Origin of the sequence: Phycicoccus sonneratiae (assembly GCF_016887965.1) — a bacterium.
In the GTDB taxonomy this organism is placed as follows: Bacteria; Actinomycetota; Actinomycetes; order Actinomycetales; family Dermatophilaceae; genus Phycicoccus; species Phycicoccus sonneratiae.
On the sequence record NZ_JAFDVD010000014.1, the window covers coordinates 18,396 to 42,549 of the forward strand.

Genomic DNA, 24,154 nt, shown 5'->3' on the forward strand with positions numbered 1-24,154 from the left:
GAGGGGACTCGACGTCAGGAGAAGCACCATGTTCGAACGGTTCACCGACCGCGCACGCCGCGTCGTCGTGCTCGCCCAGGAGGAGGCGCGCGGTCTCAACCACAACTACATCGGGACCGAGCACATCCTCCTCGGCCTGATCCACGAGGGCGAGGGTGTCGCGAGCAAGGCCCTGGAGAGCCTCGGCATCAGCCTCGAGGCGGTCCGCGAGCAGGTGCAGGAGATCATCGGTCAGGGCCAGCAGGCCCCCACCGGGCACATCCCGTTCACCCCGCGCGCCAAGAAGGTCCTCGAGCTGAGCCTGCGCGAGGCGCTCCAGCTGGGGCACAACTACATCGGCACCGAGCACATCCTGCTCGGCCTCATCCGTGAGGGCGAGGGCGTGGCGGCCCAGGTGCTCGTCAAGCTCGGCGCCGACCTCTCGCGGGTGCGCCAGCAGGTCATCCAGCTCATCTCCGGCTACCAGGGTGGCAAGGAGGGTGCGGCCCCGGGCGCCGGTTCGGCGCAGGGCGGTCCCGCCGAGGGCACCCCGGCCGGCTCGCTCGTCCTCGACCAGTTCGGCCGCAACCTCACCCAGGCCGCGCGCGAGGGCAAGCTCGACCCGGTCATCGGGCGCGAGAAGGAGATCGAGCGGGTCATGCAGGTGCTGTCCCGCCGCACCAAGAACAACCCCGTCCTCATCGGCGAGCCCGGTGTCGGCAAGACCGCGGTCGTCGAGGGCCTCGCGCAGGACATCGTCAAGGGCGAGGTGCCCGAGACCCTCAAGGACAAGCAGCTCTACACCCTCGACCTCGGCGCGCTCGTCGCCGGCAGCCGCTACCGCGGTGACTTCGAGGAGCGGCTGAAGAAGGTCCTCAAGGAGATCCGCACCCGCGGCGACATCGTCCTGTTCATCGACGAGATCCACACCCTCGTCGGTGCGGGCGCCGCCGAGGGCGCCATCGACGCCGCGAGCATCCTCAAGCCGATGCTGGCGCGCGGCGAGCTGCAGGTCATCGGCGCGACCACCCTCGACGAGTACCGCAAGCACATCGAGAAGGACGCCGCGCTCGAGCGCCGCTTCCAGCCGATCCAGGTCGCCGAGCCGACCCTCGCGCACGCCATCGAGATCCTCAAGGGCCTGCGCGACCGCTACGAGGCGCACCACCGGGTGTCCATCACCGACGGCGCGCTCGTCGCGGCGGCGAACATGGCCGACCGGTACGTCAACGACCGCTTCCTCCCGGACAAGGCGATCGACCTCATCGACGAGGCGGGCGCGCGCTTGCGCATCCGCCGGATGACCGCACCGCCGGACCTGCGCGAGTTCGACGAGCGGATCGCGGCCGTCGTGCGCGAGAAGGAGTCGGCCATCGACGGCCAGGACTTCGAGAAGGCCGCGCGGCTGCGCGACGACGAGAAGAACCTGCGCACCGAGAAGGCCAAGCGCGAGGCCGAGTGGAAGTCCGGCGACATGGACGTCATCGCCGAGGTCGACGAGGAGCTCATCGCCGAGGTGCTCGCCGCCTCGACGGGCATCCCGGTCTTCAAGCTGACCGAGGAGGAGTCCAGCCGCCTGCTCCACATGGAGGACGAGCTGCACAAGCGGGTCGTCGGCATGGACGAGGCCATCAAGTCGCTGTCGCAGGCCATCCGCCGCACGCGGGCCGGCCTCAAGGACCCGCGCCGTCCAGGCGGCTCGTTCATCTTCGCCGGCCCGACCGGTGTGGGGAAGACCGAGCTCGCGAAGACGTTGGCGGAGTTCCTGTTCGGCGACGAGGACAGCCTCATCCAGCTCGACATGTCGGAGTACAGCGAGAAGCACACGGTCTCGCGGCTCTTCGGCTCGCCCCCCGGCTACGTGGGGTACGAGGAGGGTGGCCAGCTCACCGAGAAGGTGCGCCGGAAGCCGTTCTCGGTCGTGCTCTTCGACGAGGTCGAGAAGGCCCACCCGGAGATCTTCAACAGCCTCCTGCAGGTGCTCGAGGACGGCCGGCTCACCGACTCCCAGGGTCGGATGGTCGACTTCAAGAACACGGTCATCATCATGACGACCAACCTCGGGACGCGGGACATCTCCAAGGGCACGCTCGGGTTCAGCGCCGGTCCCGACACCCGGTCGGACTACGACCGGATGAAGGCCAAGGTGCAGGACGAGCTCAAGCAGCACTTCCGCCCCGAGTTCCTCAACCGCGTCGACGACACGATCGTCTTCCCGCAGCTCTCGCAGGCCGAGATCGTCCAGATCGTCGACCTCGAGATCGCCAAGCTCGACAAGCGGCTCAAGGACAAGGACATGGGCATCGAGCTCACGCCCGCGGCCAAGAACCTGCTGGCGACCAAGGGCTACGACCCCGTGCTCGGCGCGCGCCCGCTGCGGCGCACGATCCAGCGCGAGATCGAGGACGTCCTCTCGGAGAAGATCCTCTTCAACGAGCTGAAGTCCGGCGAGATCGTCGCGGTCGACGCCACCGGCGAGACCAAGGACGACACGTTCACCTTCCAGGGCACGCCGCACAGCCGGGGCATCGAGCTCCCGGTCGTCGCGGCCGAGGCCGCCGAGGGCTGAGCCACCCGGCGCCCGTCGTCGACGAGGGCCCCCGACCACCGCGGTCGGGGGCCCTCGCCGTCGTCCGCCCTGCGTCCGCCCCGCGTCCGCGGCGCTCCCAAGACGCGCGCCCCTGACCTGCGGATTTCCACACCTGACGACGGATTCCGTAGGTCACACCGTTCGAGGCAGAAACTTACGGTTCCTTTACCCACTTGCCGGTCGCGGTGACGCACACTGGTCGGGCAAGGGCCTCCGGGGCACCTTGCAGCGGCCCGCCACCACCCCTGCGGTGGCGGGCCGCACCATGTCCGCCACCGGGTCCGTGGACGCCGCCGCGAGGGTCCGCGGCACTCGCTACGCTGCCGAGGTGGCCGAGCAGACCCCGGAATCCGTGGCCGCACCGTCCGTCACGGTGCGACCGGCCCGCACGGCCGACGTCCGGACCATCCGCTCCCTCGTCGCCCCGCTCGCCGAGCGCCGCGTGCTCCTCCAGAAGGAGGCGGTCGCGTACTACGAGTCGGTCGGCGACTTCACCGTCGCCGAGGTCGGCGGCCGGGTCGTCGGCTGCGGGGCGCTGCACGTGCTCTGGGAGGACCTCGGCGAGGTCCGCACCCTGGCCGTCGACGACTCGGTGCTCGGGCAGGGGGTCGGGTCGGCGCTGCTCGCCCGCCTCGTCGAGCGGGCCCGGCTGCTCGGCCTGTCGCGGCTGTTCTGCCTGACCTTCGAGACCGCGTTCTTCGGCCGCCACGGCTTCGAGCCCATCGACGGCCAGGCGGTCGAGCCGGCCGTCTACGCCGAGCTGCTGCGCTCCTACGACGAGGGTGTCGCCGAGTTCCTCGACCTCGAGCGGGTCAAGCCGAACACGCTCGGCAACACCCGGATGCTGCGCGTCCTCTGATCCCGCCGCCACCGCGGTTCGAGGTGAAAGTGGACCCGATGACGGTCGGGTTTCACCTCGACCCGGGTCATGACCGGCTCGACCGAGGTGAAACAGGACCCGATGACGGTCGGGTTTCACCTCGAACCCCCCGCTGATGCACCTCGACGTGCGCGGGTCAGCCGAGCGGGCGACCGCCGTGGCCCACCGACTCCTGGGCACCGCTGCGGGGGGCCCGGTGCGCACCGACCGGTGCCGGACGGTCCGCCTCCGGCGTCTCGGCCGGCCGGACGGGTGAGGGGGCCGGCACCGACGCCACGGCGTGCCGGGGGGCGGGCCGGCGCAGGACGAGGACGACCACCGTCGCGGCCCCGCCGACGAGCGCGACGACGAGGAGCACGAGGCCCAGACCCAGCGGCAGCGCCCATCCGGAGCGGTCGCGGACGTCGTCGGCGAGCGCCCCGGCCCGCTCGACCTCGCCGGCCGCGAGCGCGGCGACGGCCCGGTCGGACCGCTCGTGCACGCCGAGCAGCCCGGCCCCGAGGTCGGTCAGCGGGTCGTGGTCGGCCTCGGCGGTGCGGCGGGCGGCCCCGACGTCGAGGATGGTGCTCGCCGCGGCCGGCAGGCTCGTCGCGAGATCGGCGTAGTCGTCGTCGAGCGAGGCCTCCTCGTAGGACTCGCGGACGGCCTTCGGCACGGGCAGCCCGGTGCGCTGCGCGGCCTGCTGCACCGCGACCGCGCGGGCCCCGAGCGGCGCGACGGCGTCGCGGACGTGCTTCGCGCGGTCGAAGTCCCAGACCGTCATCGCGTCGCGCAGGCCCTCCGGGGGCAGCCACCCGCCGTCGCCGCGGTCGAGGTCGGCGTAGGCCGTGCGGGCCGCCGCGCGGGGGGCGAGCTGCTTGGCCTGCGACTTCGTGAGCACCCACTCGGAGAACACCTTCGGCGCACCCGTGACCCCGCCGCGGGTCTCGACGAGGTCGAGCCAGTCGGTCCACTCGGTGCGTCCACCGCTCGGGGTGACGAGGCCGGCGGGGTCGTAGGCCCGCTCGCCGCGCACGGCCGCACCGACGACGGCCGCGAACTGCTCGTCGGAGAGCTTCCCGAGCAGCTCGGTCATCACCCGGTAGGACGCCGGGTAGGCGTAGGAGTCGACGTCGGCCGTGCGGCTGCCGGCATCACCCTCCCAGGAGTTGAGCGGCACCGCGTCCGAGGAGGTGCGTGAGACCGAGGAATGCGAGCGCGGTGTGCCGTCGGTGGCCTTGACCGCCCGCTCGGCGATCGCCTGGGCCAGCCCCTCGTAGAGCCAGCGTCCCTCGAAGCTCTCGCCGGAGACCCAGGCGTGCGAGAGCTCGTGGAAGATCAGGTCGTCGTCGAGCTGCTCGCCGACGACGATCTCGTCGCCGGTGGGGTCGAACCAGCCGTCGTAGCCGCGCAGCGACGGCGAGGCGTCCTCGCGGATGCGCTGGAGCCCGCCGGGCCACGGGTTGCCGACGAGCCGCTCGAGCTGGGGCAGCCCGGCCGTCACCTTGTCGGCGACGAAGGCCGACCACTTCGCGTCGTCGGGGAAGGACTCGAGGGTCAGCGACAGGTCGTCGACCTCGACGGTGCGCTCCGTGGTCTGCTTCGGGTCGCGGAACGAGACCGCCGCCCACAGGCCGCCCTCGAAGGTGTTCTCGGTGGCCGTGTACGTGGTCGTGTCGCCGTCGCCGGCCGGGGTGAACCCGTCGACGGTGCTCGAGAACGACATCGCGGACGGGGCGAGCACCTCGACCCGGTTGTGCCCCTCATCGCCGGGACCGTAGGCGACGAACGTGGCGTACCCGGGCCCGACGCGGGTGCTGTTGTCCGAGCGCGGCGGGGCCCCGGGGATGTCGAAGGTGAGGACGATGCTGCGCTTCTGGTGGTAGCGCAGGTCCGGGAAGCCGATGCGGGCCAGCTGGGTGCTCGGGTCGTCGGTGCCGGAGAGCGAGACGTCGAGCTCGGCGTCGCCACTGACGGCCTTGACCTTCTCGATGCCCTCGGGCACGGGGATCGTGTAGGCGTCGAAGTAGTAGGTGTAGACACCGCCGTCGGCCTGCTTGTCCGGGCTGACGTTCTCGAGGTCGATGCTCATCCGGGCGTGGACGACCTCGGCCTCGGTGTCGAGGACGTAGCGGCTCGTGGCGCTGGCCGACAGGCCCTCGGCGGCGACCGCGGAGGGGGCTCCGAGCAGGACCGTGGAGGCCGTGAGCACGGTGACGGCGGCCGCACCGGCCGCGCGCAGCACCATCCTCCTCATGCGTCCCTCCGAGTCGTCGAGCCCACCGGCGGGGGCAGTCGACCGATGCTAGGCAGAAAGTCCGGGAAATCTCACGACTACCGGTGGGTACGGCCACCGTGGGGCGTTTCCGGAAATCACCGCCGACCGCCATTCTCGCCCATCCCGGAGGACCCTGCAGCGCGGTTTCGGCGCAGCGGCCGCACTCGGGTCAGCTGGCCTTCTTCTCGGACTTCTTCGCGGCCGTCTTCTTGGTGGCCTTCTTGGCCGGGGACTTCTTCGCGGCCTTCTTCGCCGGCGCCTTCGACGCGGGCGCCGGCGCCTCGCCGCGGGAGGCCTTGGCCTTCTCGACCGAGCGGGACAGCGCCGCGAGCAGGTCGACGACCTCGCCGGACTCCTCCTCCTCGACGGCCGGGGCCCGCACCTCGCCGCCCTCGACCTTGGCGCGGACGAGCTCCTTGACGGCGAGGGCGTAGTCGTCCTCGTAGTCGTCGGGGTCGTAGTCGCCGGCGAGCTGGTCGATGAGCATGCGCGCCATGTCCATCTCCTGCTTGCTGGCCTTCTGGTCCTCGGTGACGGAGGCGAAGTCGGCGGCGCGGATCTCGTCGGGCCAGAGCATCGTCTGCATGACGATGACGCCGTCACGGACGCGGAGCACGGCCATCGTCATCCGGGTGCGGATGGAGACGGTGACGACCGCCATCCGCTTCTCCTTCTCCAGCGCGTCGCGGAGCAGGACGTACGGCTTGGTGGCCGACTTGTCGGGCTCGAGGTAGTAGCTCTTGTCGAGCCACATCGGGTCGATCTGGTCGGCGGGGACGAACTTCGTCACGCCGATCTCCTTGGACGAGGTGCTCGGGAGGTCGGCGAAGTCGTCGTCGGTGAGCACGACCATGTCGCCGTCCTCGGTCTCGTAGCCCTTGGCGATGTCGTCGTAGCTCACCTCCTCGCCGTCGATCGAGCAGGTGCGCTTGTACTTGATGCGGCCGCCGTCCTCGCGGTGCACCTGGCGGAACTGCACGTCGTGGTTCTCGGTGGCGGAGTAGAGGCGCACGGGCACGCTGACCAGCCCGAAGGAGACCGCGCCCTTCCAGATCGCTCGCATCGTCCCAGCGTAGGCGGGTCGCGGGTCGCTGGGGAGGGGTCGGGACGAGGAACGGCCGGCGCCCCCGTCGGGGGCGCCGGCCGTCCGTCACCGGGTTCCGGCCCGGTCCGCGTCGGGGCCGGGGTCCTGGCCCTCGGCCCCGTCACCGAGGCGGAGGACCAGCGTGGACCCGTACGGCGCCGACTGGACCAGCCGCAGCCGGGCCAGCGCCGGGTGGTCGTCGAGCAGCTTCGCCCCGTTCGCGAGCGAGCGGAGCGCGGCCGTCTCGGCCCGGGCCGCCTCGAGCTGCGCGGCACCGCGCGAGCGGGCCGCGACGACCTCGAGGGCCGCCGCGCGCAGCTCGCCCGGGAGCACGACGTCCTTGACGACGACCTCCCGGACCTCGACACCGACCTCGCCGGCGACCGCGCGCACGGCCGTGGTGAGCGCCTCGGCGGGCAGCGTCGCCCCGCGGCGGGCCAGCTCGTCGGACGTCAGCGCGGCGAGGGCGTCGCGCAGGGCCAGCTGCGTCGCGAGGTACACCGACCCGAGCGGGTCGGTGGAGCGCTCCAGCCAGGCGACCGGGTCGCCGACCGCCCAGAGGACGGTCGCCGAGACGCGGACCGAGACGCCGTCGGCCGCGAGGACCTCCTGCGGCGCGACGGCGAGCAGCGACTCGCGCCGGTCGACCGAGCGCCCGCTGGCGCCGAGGCGACGCGGGTGGCGCCCGGGCTCGAGGACGCGCAGGACCGCGCCGTGGCGGTACTCGACACGGGTCGTGTGGGACGGGACGGTGAGGCTGAACAGGGACATCTCGGGCACCTCCTCGGGGCCGCTCGGGGTTCGGTCGGTCGGACGGGTGGGCCCGGGCACCGGCCGGGCAGCCCGGACGACGCCGCCGGTCGGGCGGGGGCCGGGGCGGGGTGACGGTGCCCCGTGCTGGCGGCACCGGACCTCAGGGCCCGTGGCTCCCGTGGTCCCGACCGGCGGCGCCAGGGGAGTCGAACCCCGCACGCCAGGTGTCTGCATGAACAGTGCAGTGGACCCACGACGGAACGGGCGACGCGCAGGACCGTACCGGTACCCCGGTGTGGCTGCTTCCCGCTCCGCTGTCCGCCGACAAGGGTGGGGCCTCGGCAGGCCGTCGCGCCAACGGTTTTCGGCAGATCGACGGTACCGGCGCGGTCAGGGCATGGCGAGGACGGCGTCGACGAGGGGGCCGAGCGGGTCCGGGAGGGCCGCCGGGTCGAGCCGGTCGGCGAGCCGCGCGGCCAGCCGGCTCTTGCGCCCGGACCCCGAGCCGGCGAAGCGGTGCAGCTGCTCGGCCACGGGCCGTCCGCGCCAGTGCGGCATCTGGGCGAGGGACTCGAAGGCGCCGAGCTCGGCCATCCCGGCGAGCGCGTCGAGGACGGCGTCCGGGCCGAGGGCGCGGATGAGGACGTCCTCGAGGTCGCGGTCGCAGACGAGCACCCCGTGCCACCCGAGCTCCTCGAGCGTCTCGGCCCGCACCCCGTGCCGGCGCAGCGCCCCGACGGCGAAGCGCACCTCCGGGGCGTCGACGAGGGCGAGGACGTGGGGGGCCGGTCCGCCGAGGGGGTCGAGGTGCGCGGCGAGGTTGGTGACCCCACCCATCGGCACGACGTCGGCAGCGGCGCCGCGGCGGGCGAGGAGGGCACGGACGACGACCGCGTCGCTCTCGCCCTCGACGAGCACGACGGGGCCGTGCCCGCCGGTGGCCTCCATGTCGGTGACCGTAGCCCGGGCGGGCGGGCAGGATGAGCCCATGCGCCCGATGCTCGCCACCGCCGCCGAGGCCCCGCCGCGCGGCGCCGCCTGGGTGCACGAGGTGAAGTGGGACGGGATGCGGGTGCTCGTCGACGTGCGCGGCGGTGCGGTGACGGTGAGCTCGCGGACCGAGCGGGACGTCACGGCGGCCTTCCCGGAGCTCGACGGGCTGGCCGACACCTACGACGACCTGCTGCTCGACGGCGAGGTCGTCGCGATGGACGACGGCCGGCCGAGCTTCCACGCCCTCGCCGAGCGGATGCACGTGACGAAGCGCCGGCAGGCCGAGAAGCTCGTCGCCGGGCGGCCGGTCACCCTCATGGTCTTCGACCTGCTGCGGCTCTTCGGGCAGGACCTCACCCGCCAGCCGTGGTCGGTCCGGCGGCGGTTGCTCGAGGAGCTCGAGCTCGACGGCCGCTCGTGGCACGTCCCCGAGGTGCACGACGACGGCGAGCTGCTCCTGCGCGTCACCGCGGAGCAGGGGCTGGAGGGGGTGGTCAGCAAGCGGCGGACCGCGACCTACGTCCCGGGGCGCCGCTCGGCCGACTGGCGCAAGGTCGCGCACCGGCGCACGTACTCGGTCGTCGTCGGGGGCTGGCGGCCCGAGGTCGGCTCGGGGGCGTCGTCGGCCGACCGGCTCGGGGCGGTGCTCGTCGGGCTGCCCGACGACGACGGTGGCTGGCGGTACGCGGGCCGGGTGGGCTCGGGGCTGGCGGGGTCGGCCGGCGTGGCCCTGCTGCGTCGTCTGCGGTCGGCCGAGCGCGCGACGTCGCCGTTCGCCGACGAGGTGCCGCGCGTCGACGCCTCGGGTACGACGTGGGTCGAGCCGACGCTGGTGGTCGAGGTGCGCACGCTGATGCTCACCGCCGACCACCGGCTGCGCCAGCCGACCTACCTCGGGGTCCGCCACGACCTGACGCCCGAGGAGCTCCGGGAGGTCGAGGAGGGTGGCTGAGCGCTACGTCCCGTCGGTGACGCGGGTCGAGGTCGCCGGGCGGCGGCTGAAACTGACCAGCCTCGAGAAGGTGATGTACCCCGCCACCGAGACGACCAAGGGCGAGGTCCTCGACTACTACGCGCGGATCGCCGAGGTGCTGCTGCCCCACCTCGCCGACCGACCGGTGACGCGGGTGCGCTGGCCGCACGGCGTCGAGGACCAGATGTTCTTCGAGAAGAACCTGCCGTCCGGGGCGCCGTCCTGGCTCCCGCGCGTGCCGGTCGACGACGTCACGTACCCGCTCGTGCCGGGGATGGCCGAGCTCGCCTACCTCGTCAACCTCAACTCCCTCGAGCTGCACGTGCCGCAGTGGACGATCGACGCGGACGGGGTGCGGCAGAACCCGAACCGGCTGGTCATCGACCTCGACCCCGGCAAGCCGGCGGGGCTGCACGAGTGTGCGCGGGTGGCCCTGCTCGTCCGCGACCGGCTCGAGCGGCTCGGCCTCGAGCTGTACCCCGTCACCTCGGGCAGCAAGGGGATGCAGCTCTACGCCGCGCTCGGCGGTGACCTGTCCTCCGACGAGGTCCGCGAGCTCGCGATGCAGCTGGCCCAGGAGATGACGAAGAAGCACCCCGACCTCGTCCTGTGGAAGATGACGAAGTCGCTGCGGCCCGGGAAGGTGTTCCTCGACTGGAGCCAGAACGTCGCGGCCAAGACGACGATCAGTCCCTACTCGCTGCGCGGACGCGAGCTGCCGCACGTCGCGGCGCCGCGGACCTGGGACGAGGTGGAACGCGGTGCGCAGGAGCCGGACTCGCTGCAGCAGCTGATGTTCGACGACGTGCTCGACCGGGTCGCGCGCGACGGCGACCTCCTCGCCGACCTCCCCTGACCCGCAACCCCGACTTCTTGCGAGTTCGGCCGCTCGACACGCCTGTCAGCGGCGCGCCGAACGGCGGAACTCGCAAGAAGTCGGTCATGGGGAGTGCACAGGACGCGCACAGCGGGGTCCCGCGACCCGGCGCGAGGGTGGGGCCATGACCAGGACCAGCTCCCCGCACCCCGTCCGCTCCACCGGGATCCGCGTCGCCGGCGCCCTGACCTCGGCGGTCGCCGTCGCGTTCGCCGGGGTCGCCGTGCTCCCGCCCGCGACCGCCGCCGCCGCCGGGGTCACCGACGACCGGCCGCACCCGCCGTCCCGTCATCCCCGCGGCCCGTCGGCCCTCCCGCGCGACACGACGACCCAGGTCGTCGCGACCTACCGCTGGGCGGACGGGCGCTGGGTGCCGGTCTGACTCGGCCCGGCGGGGCGTGGGTGGGCCCCGCCGAGCAGGCGTGGGCCCCCGCCCCCGCCCGTTCACCCCGACTTCTTGCGAGTTGGGCCGCTCCACACCCTGCTGTGCGGCGTGTCGGGCGGCCAAACCGGCAAGAAGTCGGCGTCAGGGCCGGAGCAGTCGTGGGCAGCCGGCGCACTCGACGCAGCCCGGCAGGGCGTAGATGAGGCAGCACGACGCCCGCGGCAGGACGCCGGGCCGGAGCACACCGGCCGCGCCCTCGGCCTCGCGCCGGGCGGCGGCCCACATGTCGTCGACGAGGGCGGCCCGGACGTGGGGCCCCAGGCGCACCGGGGCCGGGTACCCCTCGGCGAGGGGCGTCGCGACCGCCCGGTAGTCGGCCTCGGCCGCGTCGAGCCGCCCGGCGAGGTCCTCGGCGTCGGCCACCAGCGCGGTGAGCCGCACGACGTCCGGCACCAGCGAGCCGCCCAGCGAGAAGGTGAGGTCGGTCAGCCGGGCCCGCCACGGGCCGGCCGCGGCCGCGTGCGCGGCGGTGTGGGCCGGCACCTGGAGGACCCACTGGAGGACGAAGACCGCCGCGACCGAGGGCGGGGCCGCGCCGTCGTACCAGCGCGCGTGCAGGGCCCCGAGCCCGTGCTGCCAGGCGGTGGGGTCGCCGGCCGGCCGGTGGGGCAGGGGCGGCCCCCCGGCGACGAACCGCAGCCAGGCGTGCCGCCGGGACATGCGCGCAGCGGCGGCACCCAGGTCGGGTGCCGCCGCCGCGTGCGGTGCGTCGGGAGGGGTCAGGAGTTGGCCTTCTCGTAGGCCTCCTGGACCTCCGTGGAGATGCGGCCGCGCTCGCTGACGTCGTAGCCGTTGGAGCGCGCCCACTCGCGGATGGCGCTGACGTCGCGGCGCTGGCCCTTGGCGGCGGCCCGCGACGTGGCGCGGCGGCCACCGGTGCGCTCGGCGTGACCGATCCACACGGCGAGCGCGTCACGCAGCTTGGCGGCGTTGCCGCTCGTGAGGTCGATCTCGTAGCTGACGCCGTCGAGGGCGAACGTCACCGTCTCGTCGGCGGGCGACTCCTTGTCGACGTCGTCGACGAGCAGGACCTGGACCTTCTTGGCCATCTGGCATTCCTTCGGGGTGGATGATTTCCGGGGTGCTTCCGAGCATGCCGCACCACGGTTATGCAAAAGGTATTCTACGGGTAAAGCAATGGTAAAGACCACGCTTTCGCGCATTTACCGGGGGGAATTGTCCTCGCCCTCGTCCGGTCCGTCGGGGTCGCGCGGACCCGGGGTGGGCTCCGCCGTTGACGGCCCGGGGCCGGCCGACTCGTGGGCTGACCTGCGACGATCCTCCTCGGCCTCGAACCTGCTCTGCGCGAGGCGTTCCCGTCGGTCGCCCTCGATCATCCGCTTGATGATGACGTAGAAGAAGACGGCGACGACGATGGTCGGGACGATGGCGACGACGTAGGGGACCACGGAGTCCATGGGGTCAGGCCTCCGGCTTGAGGTGGGGGAAGAGGATGGTCTCGCGGATGGAGGCCCCGGTGAAGAGCATGACGAGCCGGTCGATTCCCAGACCGAGCCCGCCCATCGGCGGTGCACCGTATTCGAGGGCGCGCAGGAAGTCCTCGTCGAGCTGCATCGCCTCGGGGTCGCCGCCGGCCGCGCGCAGCGACTGCTCGGTGAGGACCCGACGCTGCACGACGGGGTCGACGAGCTCGGAGAACCCGGTGCCGCGCTCGACGCCGGCGATGATCAGGTCCCAGGCCTCGATGAGCCCCGGCGCGCTGCGGTGCGGGCGCGCCAGCGGCTGGGCGATGGCGGGGTAGTCGCAGAGGAAGGTCGGCTGGAGCAGCTGCGGCTCGACGAGCTCGCCGAGCAGCTCGAGGAAGACCTTGTCCTTCTCGAGCTCCGGGTCGACCTCGACCCCGTGCCGCTCGGCGTACCCGAGGAGCACCTCCTGCGGGGTGTCGAGGGTGACGGTCTCGCCGACGACCTCGCTCACGGCGTCGTACACCGGCAGCCAGCGCCACTCGCCGTCGAGGTCGACGGTGCCCGCCGGCGTCTCGACCTGCCGCGACCCCAGCGCGTCGGCGACCCCGAGGTAGAGGTCGCGCATCAGGGCGCCGATGGAGGTCTGGTCGCCCCACGCCTGGTAGGCCTCGAGCATCGTGAACTCGGGGGAATGGGTGGCGTCGACGCCCTCGTTGCGGAAGATCCGCCCCATCTCGTAGACCCGGTCGACCCCACCGACGACGGCCTTCTTGAGGTTCAGCTCGAGGGCGATGCGCAGGACCATCTCGTGGTCGAAGGCGTTCATGTGCGTGCGGAAGGGCCGGGCCGCGGCGCCTCCGTGCACGAGCTGGATGACCGGCGTCTCGACCTCGAGGTAGCCCTGGCCGTCGAGCACCGAGCGCACCGCCCGAAGGGCCGCGGCCTTCGTGCGCACCATGTCGCGGGCCTCCTGGCGCACGACGAGGTCGGCGTAGCGCTGGCGGACGCGCGACTCCTCCGAGAGCTCCTTGTGCAGCACCGGCAGGGGGCGCAGGGCCTTGCTCGCCATCCCCCAGCGGCCGGCCATCACCGACAGCTCGCCGCGACGCGAGGAGATGACGCGCCCCTCGACCCACACGTGGTCACCGAGGTCGACGTCGGCCTTCCACGCGGCGAGCGCCTCCTCACCGACCTCGGCGAGGCTGAGCATCACCTGGAGCCGCGTGCCGACGCCCTCCTGGAGCGTCGCGAAGGCGAGCTTGCCGGTGTTCCGGACGAAGACGACGCGACCGGCGACCCCGACGACGTCCTGGGTCTCCTCACCGGTGGCGAGGTGGCCCCACTGCTCGCGGACCTCGGCGAGCGCGTGCGTGCGCGGCACGGCCACCGGGTAGGCCTCGCCGCCGCCGTCGACGATCCGGTCGCGCTTCTCGCGGCGCACCCGCATCTGCTCGGGCAGGTCGGCCTCGGGGACGGCGGTGGGGACGTTCTCGGTCACGGGGGTCAAGCCTACGGGGGCTGTCGTGGGGCGCCGGTACCGTCCCGGCATGAGCACACGGCCCCGGTGGGACGAGGGGCTCCCGGCCCGGCGCCTCGAGCGGGTCCGCGAGGCCGAGGTACCGCCGGCCGGCACCTGGCCGCTCACGGTCCCGGCCGTCGCCCAGGTCCTCGCGCACGGCCTCGACCTCGCCCGGTGCACGGTGCTCGTCGGCGAGAACGGGTCGGGCAAGTCCACCCTCGTCGAGGCGCTCGCGATGGCCGCCGGGATGAACGCCGAGGGCGGATCCACGGGCGCGCTGCACCGCACCCACGCCAGCGAGTCACCGCTCGACGAGTGGCTGCGGGTGGTCCGCGACCCCGGGGCGCCGCGCTGGGGGTACTTCGTGCGGGCCGAGACGATGCACGGGCTGTTCACCTACCTCGACACCTCGCGGGCCGAGTCGCCGTGGAGCCGCGACCCGCTGTTCCACACGCTCTCGCACGGCGAGTCCTTCGTCGCGCTGCTCGGGACGAAGCGGTTCCGGGGCGAGGGGCTGTTCGTCATGGACGAGCCCGAGGCGGGCCTGTCGTTCTCGGCCCAGCTGCACCTCGTCGCCGAGCTCGCCGAGATGGCCCGCCGCCCGCGCACGCAGGTCGTCATCGCCACGCACTCGCCGGTGCTCGCGGCCATCCCCGGGGCGCACCTCCTCGAGCTGGGTGAGCACGGCATCCGGCCCAGTGCGTGGGACGAGCTCGACGTCGTCGCCCACCACCGGGGCTTCCTCGACGACCCGCGCCGGTACCTGCGCCACGTCCTCGACGACCTCGAGGGGTGACCCCGGCTCAGGCCGACAGCGCGCGTCGGAGCACGGCGGTGGCCGACGCGTGGGCCGCCCGCAGCCCTTCCTCGAGCGGCCGGGTGCGGTGCTCGGTCGACAGCATCTCGACCCCCCACGGCCCCTCGAACCCGGCGGCCGTGAGGACGCGCACCAGACCGTCGAGGTCGAAGCAGCCCTCGCCGGGGTAGCGGCGGCGATGGACCGTGTCCTCGAAGAGCGTGCCCACCACCTGGGGGTCGGCGTCGTTGAGCTCGACCGCGAACACGCTTCCCGGACCCAGGGCATCCGCGAGCTCGTCGAGCGAGGTGCCGGCGCGGAACACGTGCCACGCATCGACGACGAGCCCGAGGTTCGGCACGCCGGCCTCCTCGACGAGCCGCGCCCCGAGCGGCAGCGTCGAGACGGTCGAGAACGGCAGCGGCTCGAGGGCGACGCGCACACCGCGCTCGCCGGCCGCCCGGGCCAGCGCGCGCAGCCCGGGGACGAGGTCGTGCGGGTCGGCGGGGCCGGTGTCGACGGGCGGACCGGCCTTGACGTGCAGGGCGCCGAGGGCGACGGCGGCGTCGAGGAGCAGGTCGCGCCGGCGGTCGGACTCCTCCTTCGCGACCCCGGAGGTCCACCAGTCCTCGACGAGCTCGACCTCGGTGTGCCGCAAGCCGTTCGCGGCGACCAGCTCGCGGAGCCCGTCGAAGCCGATGGTGTCGCGCACGGGCAGGAGGTCGGCAAGGACGAGGCCGAGCCCCTGCCAGCCGGTGGCGGCCACGGCCCGCACCCGCTCCTCGACCGACGACGGGCTGCGCTGCCGGCCGAGGGGCGAGGCGTCACCGGCGCTCGTCCAGCAGGTGGCGATGAGCTCGGGGTGTGCGGTCGGCACGGGACCTCCTCGACGGGTGGGAAGTTGGCGGTACCACTATGCTGGGTTGACCTAATGACCTAACATAATGGCAGAGAGCCCTGCCCTCATCGTCGAGAGGATCCGCCGTGGCCGAGTCCAAGGCTGTCAACACGAACGACCCGCGGTACAGCAAGCTGACCATCGGGGTGTGCCCCGACCAGTGGGGCGTCTGGTTCCCCCAGGACGAGAAGCAGATCGACTGGGACGTCGCCCTCGACGAGATGGCCAGCGCCGGCTTCTCGGTGATGGAGACCGGGCCCTTCGGGTACTTCCCGACCGACCCCAAGCGTCTGCAGGAGGAGATGGACGCCCGTGGCTTCCGGGTCGTCGCCGGCACCGGCTGGGGCATCCTCCACAAGGCCGAGGCCTGGGCCGAGACGGAGAGGTTCTTCCGGCAGATCGGCGAGACGCACGCCGCGGTCGGCGCCGAGTACGTCGTGCACCTGCCCCCGATGTTCCGCGACGAGAAGACCGGCGACTACATCGACGACAAGGTCCTCTCCACCGAGGCGTGGAACCTCTACATCAAGAACGCCGACCGGCTCGGGCGGATCATGAAGGAGGACTACGGCCTGAAGATGGTGCTCCACCCCCACGGGGACAGCCACATCGAGACGCCCGAGGACATCGACCGCGTCTTCCAGGCCACCGACCCCGAGTACGTCGGCTTCTGCCTCGACACCGGCCACATCATCTACGGCGACGGCGACCCGATGGAGCTGTGCCGGAAGTACCCCGAACGGATCTCCTACGTCCACATCAAGGCGATGGACCAGAGCCTGGTCAAGCAGGCCCATGACGAGGACTGGCCGTTCGTCAAGGCCGTGCACGCCGGCGTCTCGGTGGCCCCGCCCGCCGGGCTGCCCGACATGGGCGACCTCATCGAGGCGCTCGCCGACCTCGACAAGGAGCTCTACGTCGTCTGCGAGCAGGACATGTACGGGTGCCCCAAGGACCAGCCGCTCCCCATCGCCGTGCAGACCCGCGAGTACCTCGCCTCCCTCGGCCTCGGCCTGAAGTGACCCAGGAGACCGACGACATGACCGTCCGCATCGGGATGATCGGCCCCGGGGGCATGGGGCAGGCCCACATCGACCGCATCCACACCGTCATCGCCGGCGGTCGGGTCGTCGCCGTCAGCGATGTCAACGCCGACAACGCGCAGGCCGTCGCCGAGCGCATCGGGGCTGTCGCCCACGCCGGCTCGGCCGAGCTCATCTCCAGTCCCGAGGTCGACGCCGTGATGATCTGCAGCTTCGGCCCGGCCCACGAGGTCGACGTGCTCGCGTGCATCGCCGCGGGCAAGCCGGTGTTCTGCGAGAAGCCGCTGACGCCGACGGCCGACGCCGCGCTGCGGATCATGGACGCCGAGCAGGCTGCCGGCCGCAAGCTCGTCACCGTCGGGTTCATGCGCCGCTTCGACGCCGGCTACCGGCAGATGAAGGCCCTCCTCGACTCCGGCGACCTCGGCGAGACCCTCATGGTGCACTGTGCCCACCGCAACCCCACGGTGCCGGAGATCTACACCTGGGACATGGCGATCAACGACACGGCGATCCACGAGGTCGACACCATGCGCTGGCTGCTCGGCGAGGAGTTCGTCTCCGCCCGGGTCGACACCCCGAAGAAGACCTCCCTGCGCTTCCCGCACCTCCAGGACCCGCTCGTGCTCATCCTCACGAGCGAGTCGGGCGTCCGCGTCGACGACGAGATCTTCGTCAACTGCCAGTTCGGCTACGACATCCGCTGCGAGGCCGTCGCCGAGAAGGGTGCCGTGAGCCTCGCCGACCAGAACGTCATCGACGTGCGCTCGGGTTTCAGGGCCTCGAACGCCATCACCCGCGACCACAACGAGCGGTTCTGGGGCGCCTTCGTCACCGAGGTCCAGGAGTGGATCTCGGCGGTGGCCCGGGGCGAGCACACGGGGTCGACCTCGTGGGACGGCTACGCCGCCGCCTGCGTCTGCGACGCCGGGGTCCAGGCCCTGACCGAGGACGGCGAGGTCGCCGTCGAGATGATCGAGAAGCCGGCGTTCTACGCCTGACCCGAGGAGACCCGATGACCGTCGCCGTCGCACACCACGCCAGCGGGGCCAGCGCCTACGTCATGGAGGCCGCGGTCGACGAGGCCGCTCGCCGCGACACCACCCTGGTGGTGATCAACGTCGTGACGACCAAGGACCTCGACACCGAGGAGGCGCTGCGCTCCGGTATCGGGGGCCTGGTCGAGCAGGCGGCGGCGGCCCGGGGAGTCGACGGTGTCGGGTGGGAGGTGGTCATCGCGACGAGCGAGGACGCCACCATCGACGACACGGCGACGGCCATCCTCGATGCCGCGGAGGCTGCAGGCGCCCAGATGCTCGTCATCGGTGCGCGCCGTCGCTCACGGGTCGGAAAAGCCTTCCTCGGCAGCGTGACCCAGGAGCTCCTGCTCGACTCCAGCGTCCCGGTCCTCGTCGTCAAGGACCCGGTCTCCGCCTGAGTCGTACCCCGGCCGCGCGGGTCGGATCCGCGTCGCGTGGGTCCGGGGCCCCCGGACGACGAAAGCCCCCGGCGACCCAGTTCCGCCGGGGGCTCCCGTCGCCGAGGCGAACGGGACGAGCTCAGAGGCTCTCGTCCTGTTCCTCCTCGAGGAGCTCGGCCCGCGCGTCGGCCGCGAGGGTCGGCGCCACCACGTCGGCCGCACCGTCCGGCGCCGGCGGAACGACCTTGCCGGGGTCGGCCCCGGCCAGCTCGTGGGACAGCTCGGCGAGCTCCTGCCCGCCGGCCATCTCTCCCGTCAGCTGCTCGAGGGTGAGCTCGTCGCGGTGGGCGTCGAGGACCACCCTGCCGAGCTTGAGGATGACGAAGTGGTTGCCCACGAGGTAGGCGTGGTGCGGGTTGTGGGTGATGAAGATGACCCCGAGGCCGGCGTCACGCATCTTGAGGATGTACTTGAGCACCACGCCCGACTGCTTGACCCCGAGGGCGGCCGTCGGCTCGTCGAGGATGACGACGTTGGCACCGAAGTAGATCGCCCGGGCGATCGCGATGACCTGTCGCTGTCCTCCCGACAGGGCCGACACCGGCCGGTCCAGGTCGGGAATGACGATGCCCATCTTGGTGAGCTCCTCGCCGGCGACCTTCTTCATCTCGTCGATGTCGAGGCCTACGCCCTTGCGGATCTCGTTGCCCAGGAAGAAGTTGCGCCACACGGACATCAGCGGCGCCAGAGCGAGGTCCTGGTACACCGTGGCGATGCCCGACGACTGGGCCACTCGTGGGGAAGCGAAGTGGGTCTCCTCCCCGTCGAGCTTCATCGAGCCCTCCGTGTAGTCGTGCAGGCCGGCGATGATCTTGATGAGGGTCGACTTGCCCGCCCCGTTGTCGCCGAGAACGCAGGTGACCTCACCCTTGCGGACCCGGATGTTCACCCCACGCAACGCGTGGACGTTGCCGTAGCGCTTGCCGATGTCGTCGAGCTCGAGGATCGGTGCCGTGGTGGTCCTGGTCTGGTCGGTGATGGTCATGCCTGCGCCTTCCTCTTCACGGCCTGGTTGACGAGGACCGCCCCGATGAGCAGGACGCCCATGAAGGTCTTTAGCCAGTCGACGTCCCAGCCCGCGTAGGTGATGCCGAGGTTGGTCATGCCGTAGATCAGGGCACCGACCGTCGCGCCGGCCACCGAGCCGTAGCCACCGGTGAGCAAGCAGCCGCCGATGACCGCCGCGATGATGTAGATGAACTCGTAGCCGACGCCGGCCCCGGACTGCACGTTGTTGTACTCGAAGAGGTTGTGCATCCCGAGGAGCCAGGCTCCGAAGCCGACGCCCATGAAGAGCACGACCTTGGTGGCGGTGACGGGCACACCGACGGCGCGGGCCGCCGCGGAGTCTCCGCCGGCGGCGAAGATCCAGTTGCCGTACTTGGTCCGGAGCAGGACGAAGGACAGGATCCCGGTGAGGATCAGCCAGTAGATGACGGGGATCTTCAGCTCGATCGGCCCGAGCTGCCAGGTGGAGGCGAACACCGCGTGCGCGGTGCTCCACCCGTCCATGTCACTGATGTTGTTCGACGAGACGCCGCCCGCGATGATGCGGGTCAGCGCGAGGTTGGCTCCGGAGAGCACGAAGAACGAACCGAGCGTCACGAGGAAGCTGGGCAGCTTCGTGGCCTGCAGCAGCCAGCCGTTGAAGGCGCCGACCGCCACCGAGAAGACGAGCGCGATGGTCACGCCCATCCACACGTTGAGCCCGAAGTACCAGGTGGCGTGGGCCGCACAGAGGCTCGACGAGACCACCGCGACACCAGCGGAGAGGTCGAACTCCCCACCGATCATCAGCAGGGACACGAAGACCGCCATGATCCCGATGGTCGACGCCTGGTACATCACGGTGCCGATGTTCCCCAGCTCGCGGAAGGCGGGAGCCATGACGAGGAACAGGGCGGCGATGGCCACGGCGCCGATCACGGCCCCGACGGCCGGCATCCCGAGGTAGGTGGACAGAGACGACCGGGCCTGGACCCGGTCGTCTCCTGCCACCGCTGGTGTCGCGGTGCTCATCGTCCGGTCACCGCGTCCCGTTGGCCGCGAAGCCCGCGACGGCCTCGACGTTGCTCGCGTCGATGAACGCCGGACCCGTCGCGACGTTCTGGCCGCCGCCGAGGGTGTTGCCGTTCTTCTTGTAGAGCCAGATGCTGTCGATGGCCAGGTAACCCTGGAGGTAGGGCTGCTGGTCGACCGCGAAGGTCACCGACTTGTCCTGGATCGCCTTGATGAGCTCCTCGTTCGTGTCGAACGTGCCGACCTTCGCGCTGCTGCCCGCGGACTTCACGGCCTTGCCGGCGTCGAGGGCGAACTGCGCCCCGAGGGTGACGACGTAGTCGACCGTCTTGTCCTGGGTGAGCGCGGCCTGGATCTTCGTCGTCACGTCCGCGTCGTCGCGGCCGTTGACGTAGAGCCGGGTGACCTTGGCCCCGCCGGCACCCTTGGTGACACCGTCGCAGCGGGCCTCGAGCTGGGACTGGCCCTGCTCCTGGATGACGCAGAGGATGTTCTTCGCGCCGTCACCGGCCGCCTTCTGACCGACCGCGAGACCCGCGTCGCTCTCGCCCTGGCCGAAGTAGCCGATGGCGCCGAGCCCGAGGGCGTCCGGCCCACCCGCGTTGAACATCGACACCGGGATGCCGGCGGCGACGGCCTTCTTGATGACGTCGCCGATGGCGCCCGTGTTCGGGTCGGTGACCGCGATGCCGTCCGGCTTCTTGTCGATGGCGGCCTGGATGAGCTGGGCCTGCTTGGTGGCGTCCGGGTCGTTCGTGTACTGGAAGTCGACGCCGTCCTTGGCGGCGGCCGCCTCCGCGCCCTTGCGGATGCGGTCCCAGAACGTGTCACCGGGAGCCTGGTGGGTGACCATGATGATGGTCATCGTCTTCTCGGCGGCCGCGCCGGTGTCGGCGGAGCTGTCGGTCGATGCCTTGCCGCCGCTGGAGCTGCACGCGGCCAGGGCGATGGTGGCGGATGCCGCGACGACGGAGGCCGTGAGCGCCTTCCGGAATCGACTCTGATTCATGGGGACGGTGTCCTTTCGGGGCGTACCTCCCGCAACCCTGCGGGAGGTCTGGGTGCCGCGCCGGTGGGCCCATGGAGGCCTGCCCGGGATGCGCGCTCGCGACGATGCGGCGGTGGCCGGTGGGGTCGGAGGGAGGGTGTCCCCGCCGGCGGTCCACGGACCGGTCGAGCTGTTCAGTTGGGTGGGCCGGGGTGGCCTCGGGTGTTATTGGACCGCTTGGAGGATGATGATGTCAAGCAATTGTCCTGACATTCGGTCATTCTGTGACCGGGTCGAGACCATCAGAGGTAGGGGCGCTGGGCCCTCTTGTTCTCGAGGTGCTCCTCGAAGGCCTGCTGCGTCGACTCCAGCGCCGAGACCTCGGACACCGGCACGTCCCACCAGGCCGACCCGGGCGGGTTCGGGCCCAGGAGGTCGGTCTCGATGTAGAGGACGGTCGTGTGGTCGGAGGCCGCGGCCTTCGCGTAGTTCTCCCGGAACTCGGCCATCGACCCGCAGCGCAGCACGTCGGCGCCCCACGACTCGGCGTTGGCGGCGAGGTCGAACGGCACGTTCTCGCCGTCGAGGCGGCCGGTGGAGGCCTGCCGCATCCGGTACTTCGTCCCGAACCGCTGGGAGCCGCGTGACTCGGACAGCGCTCCGATGGAGGCGAACCCGTGGTTCTGGAGCAGCACGAGGATGACCTTGACCCCTTCGGAGACGATCGTCGCGAGCTCCATCGGCAGCATCTGGTACGTGCCGTCTCCGACGATGGCGACCACCTGCTGCGCATCCCCCACGGCCATCTTCACCCCGAGGGAGGCCGGGATCTCGTAGCCCATGCAGGAGTACGCGTACTCGACGTGGTACTGCTCGGGAGTCGAGGCGCGCCACAGGCACTGGAGGTCGCCGGGCATCGAGCCCGCCGCGTTGATGACGACGTCCTTCGGGCCCATCAGCTCGTTGAGCGCGCCGAAGACCTCGGTCTGCGCGGGGAGCGGGGTGTGGTCGCGGTGGAAGCACTCGTCGACGACCTGCTGCCACGCGGCGTCGAGGTCGACGGCCTCCTGGCGGTAGGCGTCGTCGACCCGCCAGCCGGCCAGCCCGTCCGTGAGGGCGCGCAGGGCCTCGCGGGCGTCGGCGAGGAGCATCGTCGCCCCGTGCTTGGCCGCGTCGAAGCCGAGGACGTTGACGTTGACGAAGCGCACGTCCTCGTCGGCGAAGACCGTGTGGCTGGCGGTCGTGAAGTCGGAGTAGCGGGTGCCGATACCGATGACGACGTCGGCCTCGCGGGCCAGCGCGTTCGCTGCCGAGGAGCCGGTGGACCCCACGCCGCCGACGGCGGACGGGTGGTCCCAGTTGATGGCGCCCTTGCCGGCGTGGGTGTCGGACACCGGGATCCCCGTGGCGGTGGCGAACGCCCGCAGCTCCTCGGAGGCCTCCGAGTACACGACCCCACCACCGGCGACGACGAGCGGTCGCTTCGCCGAGCGGATGACCTCGAGGGCCCGGGCCAGTGCGGCGGGCTCGGGGACGGGTCGGCCGATGTGCCACACCCGCTTGCGGAAGAAGGCCAGCGGCCAGTCGTGGGCCTCGGCCTGGACGTCCTGCGGGAGGCAGACCGTGACGGCGCCGGTGTCGGCGGGGTCGGTGAGCACGCGCATCGCGTTCATCAGCGAGGGGATGAGCTGCTCGGGCCGGTGCACCCGGTCGAAGAAGCGCGACACCGGGCGGAAGGCGTCGTTGACGCTCACCGACAGGTCGCCCGGGTCCTCGAGCTGCTGGAGCACGGGGTCGGGGACGCGGTTGGCGAACTGGTCGGCGGGGAACAGGAGCACCGGGATGCGGTTGGTCGTCGCGAGCGCCGCCCCGGTGACCATGTTCGTCGCGCCCGGGCCGATCGAGGTCGTCACGGCCAGCACCTGGCGGCGGTTCCGGGTGCGGGAGAACGCCGTCGCCGCGTGCACGGCACCCTGCTCGTTGCGTGCGAGGTAGTACGGCAGGTCGCCGAGCACGTCGTCGCCGCTCGCGCCCTCCTCGCCCTGCACCTGGGCCTGGAGCAGCGCCTGCCCGACCCCCGCGACGTTGCCGTGACCGAAGATGCCGAACATCCCGGTGACGAGCCGCTGCTCGACCCCGTCGCGCTCGGAGTACTGGGCGGCCAGGAACTTCACGAGCGCCTGGGCGGTGGTCAGCCGCACGGTCGCGGTCATCGTCGACTCCTTCGTCGGGCAGGGTTCTCGGCCGGGTCCGGCCGGTCAGGAGGTGCTGGAGAAGCGGGCGACCTGTTCGGTCATCGTCCGCAGCTGGTAGCGGGCCATCTCGTCGGCGTTCTCGTCCTCGGCGAAGACCGAGTTGCACATCACCGTGCCGGGCCGGTCGTAGAAGCCGATCTCGGCGAGCCCGCCGAAGAAGTCGTCCCAGTCGAGGTCGCCGGCTCCGATCCGCAGGTGCTGGTGCACGCGCGCGGTGTTGCCCGGAGGGTTGGAGATGTAGCGCAGGCCGTGCGAGCGGTGGTGGTCCATCGTGTCGGCGACGTGGACGAGGCGGATGAGGTCGCCGGCGGCGCGCATGATCTCGCGCATCGGGTGCCCCATGTGGAAGGTGTGGCAGGCGACGTAGACCATCCCGACGTTGGGGGAGTTCAGGCCCCGGATCATCCGGACCGCCTCGAGCCCGTCCTCGACGAAGTCGTCGGGGTGCGGGTCGATGAGCACGTCGATGCCCTCGCGCTCGATGATCGGCAGCAGTTCCTCCATCGAGCGGTGGAAGGCGGCCTCGGACTCCTCCGCCCGCTCGGGCCGGCCGGAGAACTCGGTGCCGATGACCCGCACGTCGAGGTCGACGGCGATCTGGATGATCCGCTGCCAGTTGCGCACGGCGGCCTCGCGGGCCCACTCGTCGGGGCTCGACCACCGCTGCACGGGCAGGAGGGAGGCGATGCCGACCCCGGCGCCGTCGCAGGCCCTCTTGAGCGACCGGACGAGGGCGTCGTCGGCCTTGGGGTGGCGGAAGAACGGGACGAGGTCGACGTGCGGCGTCAGCTGGATGTGCTCGTAGCCCAGGTCGGCGACGACGCGCGGGAAGTCGAGCAGCGCGTGGTCGTGGTGGAAGGGCGTGGGGTCCTGGGCGATCTTCACGTCGGGGTCCTCC

23 protein-coding genes are annotated in these 24,154 nt (G+C 71.8%); 9 read left to right on the plus strand and 14 right to left on the minus strand.

Annotated elements, in window-relative coordinates:
• The first annotated feature begins 28 nt into the window (after nt 1–28).
• Entirely contained in the window at nt 29–2,548 is a 2,520-nt protein-coding gene (locus tag JQN70_RS12950) for an ATP-dependent Clp protease ATP-binding subunit (protein ID WP_204131773.1), read from the plus strand.
• Nucleotides 2,549–2,897: 349 nt separating this feature from the next.
• Entirely contained in the window at nt 2,898–3,428 is a 531-nt protein-coding gene (locus tag JQN70_RS12955; protein WP_307835969.1) for an amino-acid N-acetyltransferase, read from the plus strand.
• 157 nt (nt 3,429–3,585) lie between these two features.
• Here JQN70_RS12955 and JQN70_RS12960 read toward each other — a convergent pair whose 3' ends face one another.
• The 4 genes from JQN70_RS12960 to JQN70_RS12975 form a co-directional block, all read right to left on the minus strand.
• Nucleotides 3,586–5,685, minus strand: a complete 2,100-nt coding sequence (locus JQN70_RS12960; protein ID WP_204131774.1) for a hypothetical protein — start codon at nt 5,683–5,685, stop codon at nt 3,586–3,588.
• A gap of 190 nt (nt 5,686–5,875) precedes the next feature.
• Nucleotides 5,876–6,769 (minus strand): non-homologous end joining protein Ku, encoded by an 894-nt coding sequence (gene ku / locus JQN70_RS12965; RefSeq protein ID WP_204131775.1) that lies wholly within the window; start codon nt 6,767–6,769, stop codon nt 5,876–5,878.
• A gap of 87 nt (nt 6,770–6,856) precedes the next feature.
• Nucleotides 6,857–7,561, minus strand: coding sequence for an SPFH domain-containing protein (locus JQN70_RS12970; protein WP_204131776.1), 705 nt, complete (start codon nt 7,559–7,561; stop codon nt 6,857–6,859).
• Nucleotides 7,562–7,933: 372 nt separating this feature from the next.
• Nucleotides 7,934–8,491, minus strand: coding sequence for an ATP-dependent endonuclease (locus tag JQN70_RS12975; protein WP_204131777.1), 558 nt, complete (start codon nt 8,489–8,491; stop codon nt 7,934–7,936).
• 40 nt (nt 8,492–8,531) lie between these two features.
• Between JQN70_RS12975 and ligD (JQN70_RS12980) the strand changes: the two genes are divergently transcribed.
• The 3 genes from ligD (JQN70_RS12980) (at nt 8,532) to JQN70_RS12990 (ending at nt 10,768) form a co-directional block, all read left to right on the plus strand.
• Entirely contained in the window at nt 8,532–9,488 is a 957-nt protein-coding gene (gene ligD, locus JQN70_RS12980; protein ID WP_204131778.1) for a non-homologous end-joining DNA ligase, read from the plus strand.
• Nucleotides 9,481–10,365 carry a non-homologous end-joining DNA ligase gene (gene ligD, locus JQN70_RS12985; protein ID WP_204131779.1) on the plus strand — a complete coding sequence of 295 codons (885 nt, stop codon included), beginning with the start codon at nt 9,481–9,483 and terminating at the stop codon, nt 10,363–10,365. Before ligD (JQN70_RS12980) ends, ligD (JQN70_RS12985) begins: the two co-directional genes overlap by 8 nt.
• A gap of 145 nt (nt 10,366–10,510) precedes the next feature.
• The gene (locus JQN70_RS12990; protein WP_204131780.1) at nt 10,511–10,768 is read left to right on the plus strand and encodes a hypothetical protein; all 258 of its coding nucleotides are present in this window, start codon (nt 10,511–10,513) and stop codon (nt 10,766–10,768) included.
• A 144-nt stretch (nt 10,769–10,912) separates the two neighbouring features.
• Here the strand turns inward: JQN70_RS12990 and JQN70_RS12995 are convergent, their stop codons facing one another.
• From JQN70_RS12995 to JQN70_RS13010, 4 genes are all read right to left on the minus strand, one after another.
• The gene (locus JQN70_RS12995) at nt 10,913–11,491 is read right to left on the minus strand and encodes a (2Fe-2S)-binding protein (RefSeq protein ID WP_204131781.1); all 579 of its coding nucleotides are present in this window, start codon (nt 11,489–11,491) and stop codon (nt 10,913–10,915) included.
• A 59-nt stretch (nt 11,492–11,550) separates the two neighbouring features.
• A complete protein-coding gene (locus JQN70_RS13000; protein ID WP_204131782.1) occupies nt 11,551–11,880 on the minus strand; it encodes a histone-like nucleoid-structuring protein Lsr2 in 330 nt (109 codons plus the stop codon).
• Nucleotides 11,881–11,994: 114 nt separating this feature from the next.
• Nucleotides 11,995–12,249, minus strand: coding sequence for a hypothetical protein (locus JQN70_RS13005; RefSeq protein ID WP_204131783.1), 255 nt, complete (start codon nt 12,247–12,249; stop codon nt 11,995–11,997).
• A 4-nt stretch (nt 12,250–12,253) separates the two neighbouring features.
• Complete coding sequence (locus JQN70_RS13010) at nt 12,254–13,705, minus strand: lysine--tRNA ligase (protein ID WP_239111570.1); 1,452 nt, start codon at nt 13,703–13,705, stop codon at nt 12,254–12,256.
• A 100-nt stretch (nt 13,706–13,805) separates the two neighbouring features.
• Between JQN70_RS13010 and JQN70_RS13015 the strand changes: the two genes are divergently transcribed.
• The gene (locus JQN70_RS13015; protein WP_204131785.1) at nt 13,806–14,573 is read left to right on the plus strand and encodes an AAA family ATPase; all 768 of its coding nucleotides are present in this window, start codon (nt 13,806–13,808) and stop codon (nt 14,571–14,573) included.
• 7 nt (nt 14,574–14,580) lie between these two features.
• Here JQN70_RS13015 and JQN70_RS13020 read toward each other — a convergent pair whose 3' ends face one another.
• A complete protein-coding gene (locus JQN70_RS13020) occupies nt 14,581–15,450 on the minus strand; it encodes a sugar phosphate isomerase/epimerase family protein (RefSeq protein ID WP_204131786.1) in 870 nt (289 codons plus the stop codon).
• 107 nt (nt 15,451–15,557) lie between these two features.
• On the opposite strand from JQN70_RS13020, the gene JQN70_RS13025 reads away from it, so the two are divergent.
• From JQN70_RS13025 to JQN70_RS13035, 3 genes are read left to right on the plus strand one after another with little or no spacing between them, the layout of a single operon-like run.
• Nucleotides 15,558–16,493: a TIM barrel protein gene (locus JQN70_RS13025; protein WP_204131787.1), complete on the plus strand. Its 936-nt coding sequence runs from the start codon at nt 15,558–15,560 to the stop codon at nt 16,491–16,493.
• 17 nt (nt 16,494–16,510) lie between these two features.
• Nucleotides 16,511–17,515 carry a Gfo/Idh/MocA family protein gene (locus JQN70_RS13030; RefSeq protein WP_204131788.1) on the plus strand — a complete coding sequence of 335 codons (1,005 nt, stop codon included), beginning with the start codon at nt 16,511–16,513 and terminating at the stop codon, nt 17,513–17,515.
• A 14-nt stretch (nt 17,516–17,529) separates the two neighbouring features.
• The gene (locus JQN70_RS13035) at nt 17,530–17,952 is read left to right on the plus strand and encodes a universal stress protein (protein WP_204131789.1); all 423 of its coding nucleotides are present in this window, start codon (nt 17,530–17,532) and stop codon (nt 17,950–17,952) included.
• Between the two features lie 121 nt (nt 17,953–18,073).
• Here the strand turns inward: JQN70_RS13035 and JQN70_RS13040 are convergent, their stop codons facing one another.
• From JQN70_RS13040 to JQN70_RS13060, 5 genes are all read right to left on the minus strand, one after another.
• Nucleotides 18,074–18,979: an ATP-binding cassette domain-containing protein gene (locus JQN70_RS13040; RefSeq protein ID WP_204131790.1), complete on the minus strand. Its 906-nt coding sequence runs from the start codon at nt 18,977–18,979 to the stop codon at nt 18,074–18,076.
• A complete protein-coding gene (locus JQN70_RS13045; protein WP_204131791.1) occupies nt 18,976–20,013 on the minus strand; it encodes an ABC transporter permease in 1,038 nt (345 codons plus the stop codon). The genes JQN70_RS13040 and JQN70_RS13045 overlap by 4 nt, the downstream gene beginning before the upstream one ends.
• Before the next feature lie 7 nt (nt 20,014–20,020).
• On the minus strand, nt 20,021–21,022 hold the full coding sequence (locus JQN70_RS13050; protein WP_204131792.1) for a substrate-binding domain-containing protein: 1,002 nt from the start codon (nt 21,020–21,022) through the stop codon (nt 20,021–20,023).
• Nucleotides 21,023–21,303: 281 nt separating this feature from the next.
• On the minus strand, nt 21,304–23,214 hold the full coding sequence (gene iolD, locus JQN70_RS13055; protein WP_204131793.1) for a 3D-(3,5/4)-trihydroxycyclohexane-1,2-dione acylhydrolase (decyclizing): 1,911 nt from the start codon (nt 23,212–23,214) through the stop codon (nt 21,304–21,306).
• A gap of 45 nt (nt 23,215–23,259) precedes the next feature.
• Nucleotides 23,260–24,141 (minus strand): sugar phosphate isomerase/epimerase family protein, encoded by an 882-nt coding sequence (locus tag JQN70_RS13060; RefSeq protein WP_204131794.1) that lies wholly within the window; start codon nt 24,139–24,141, stop codon nt 23,260–23,262.
• Nucleotides 24,142–24,154: the final 13 nt, after the last annotated feature.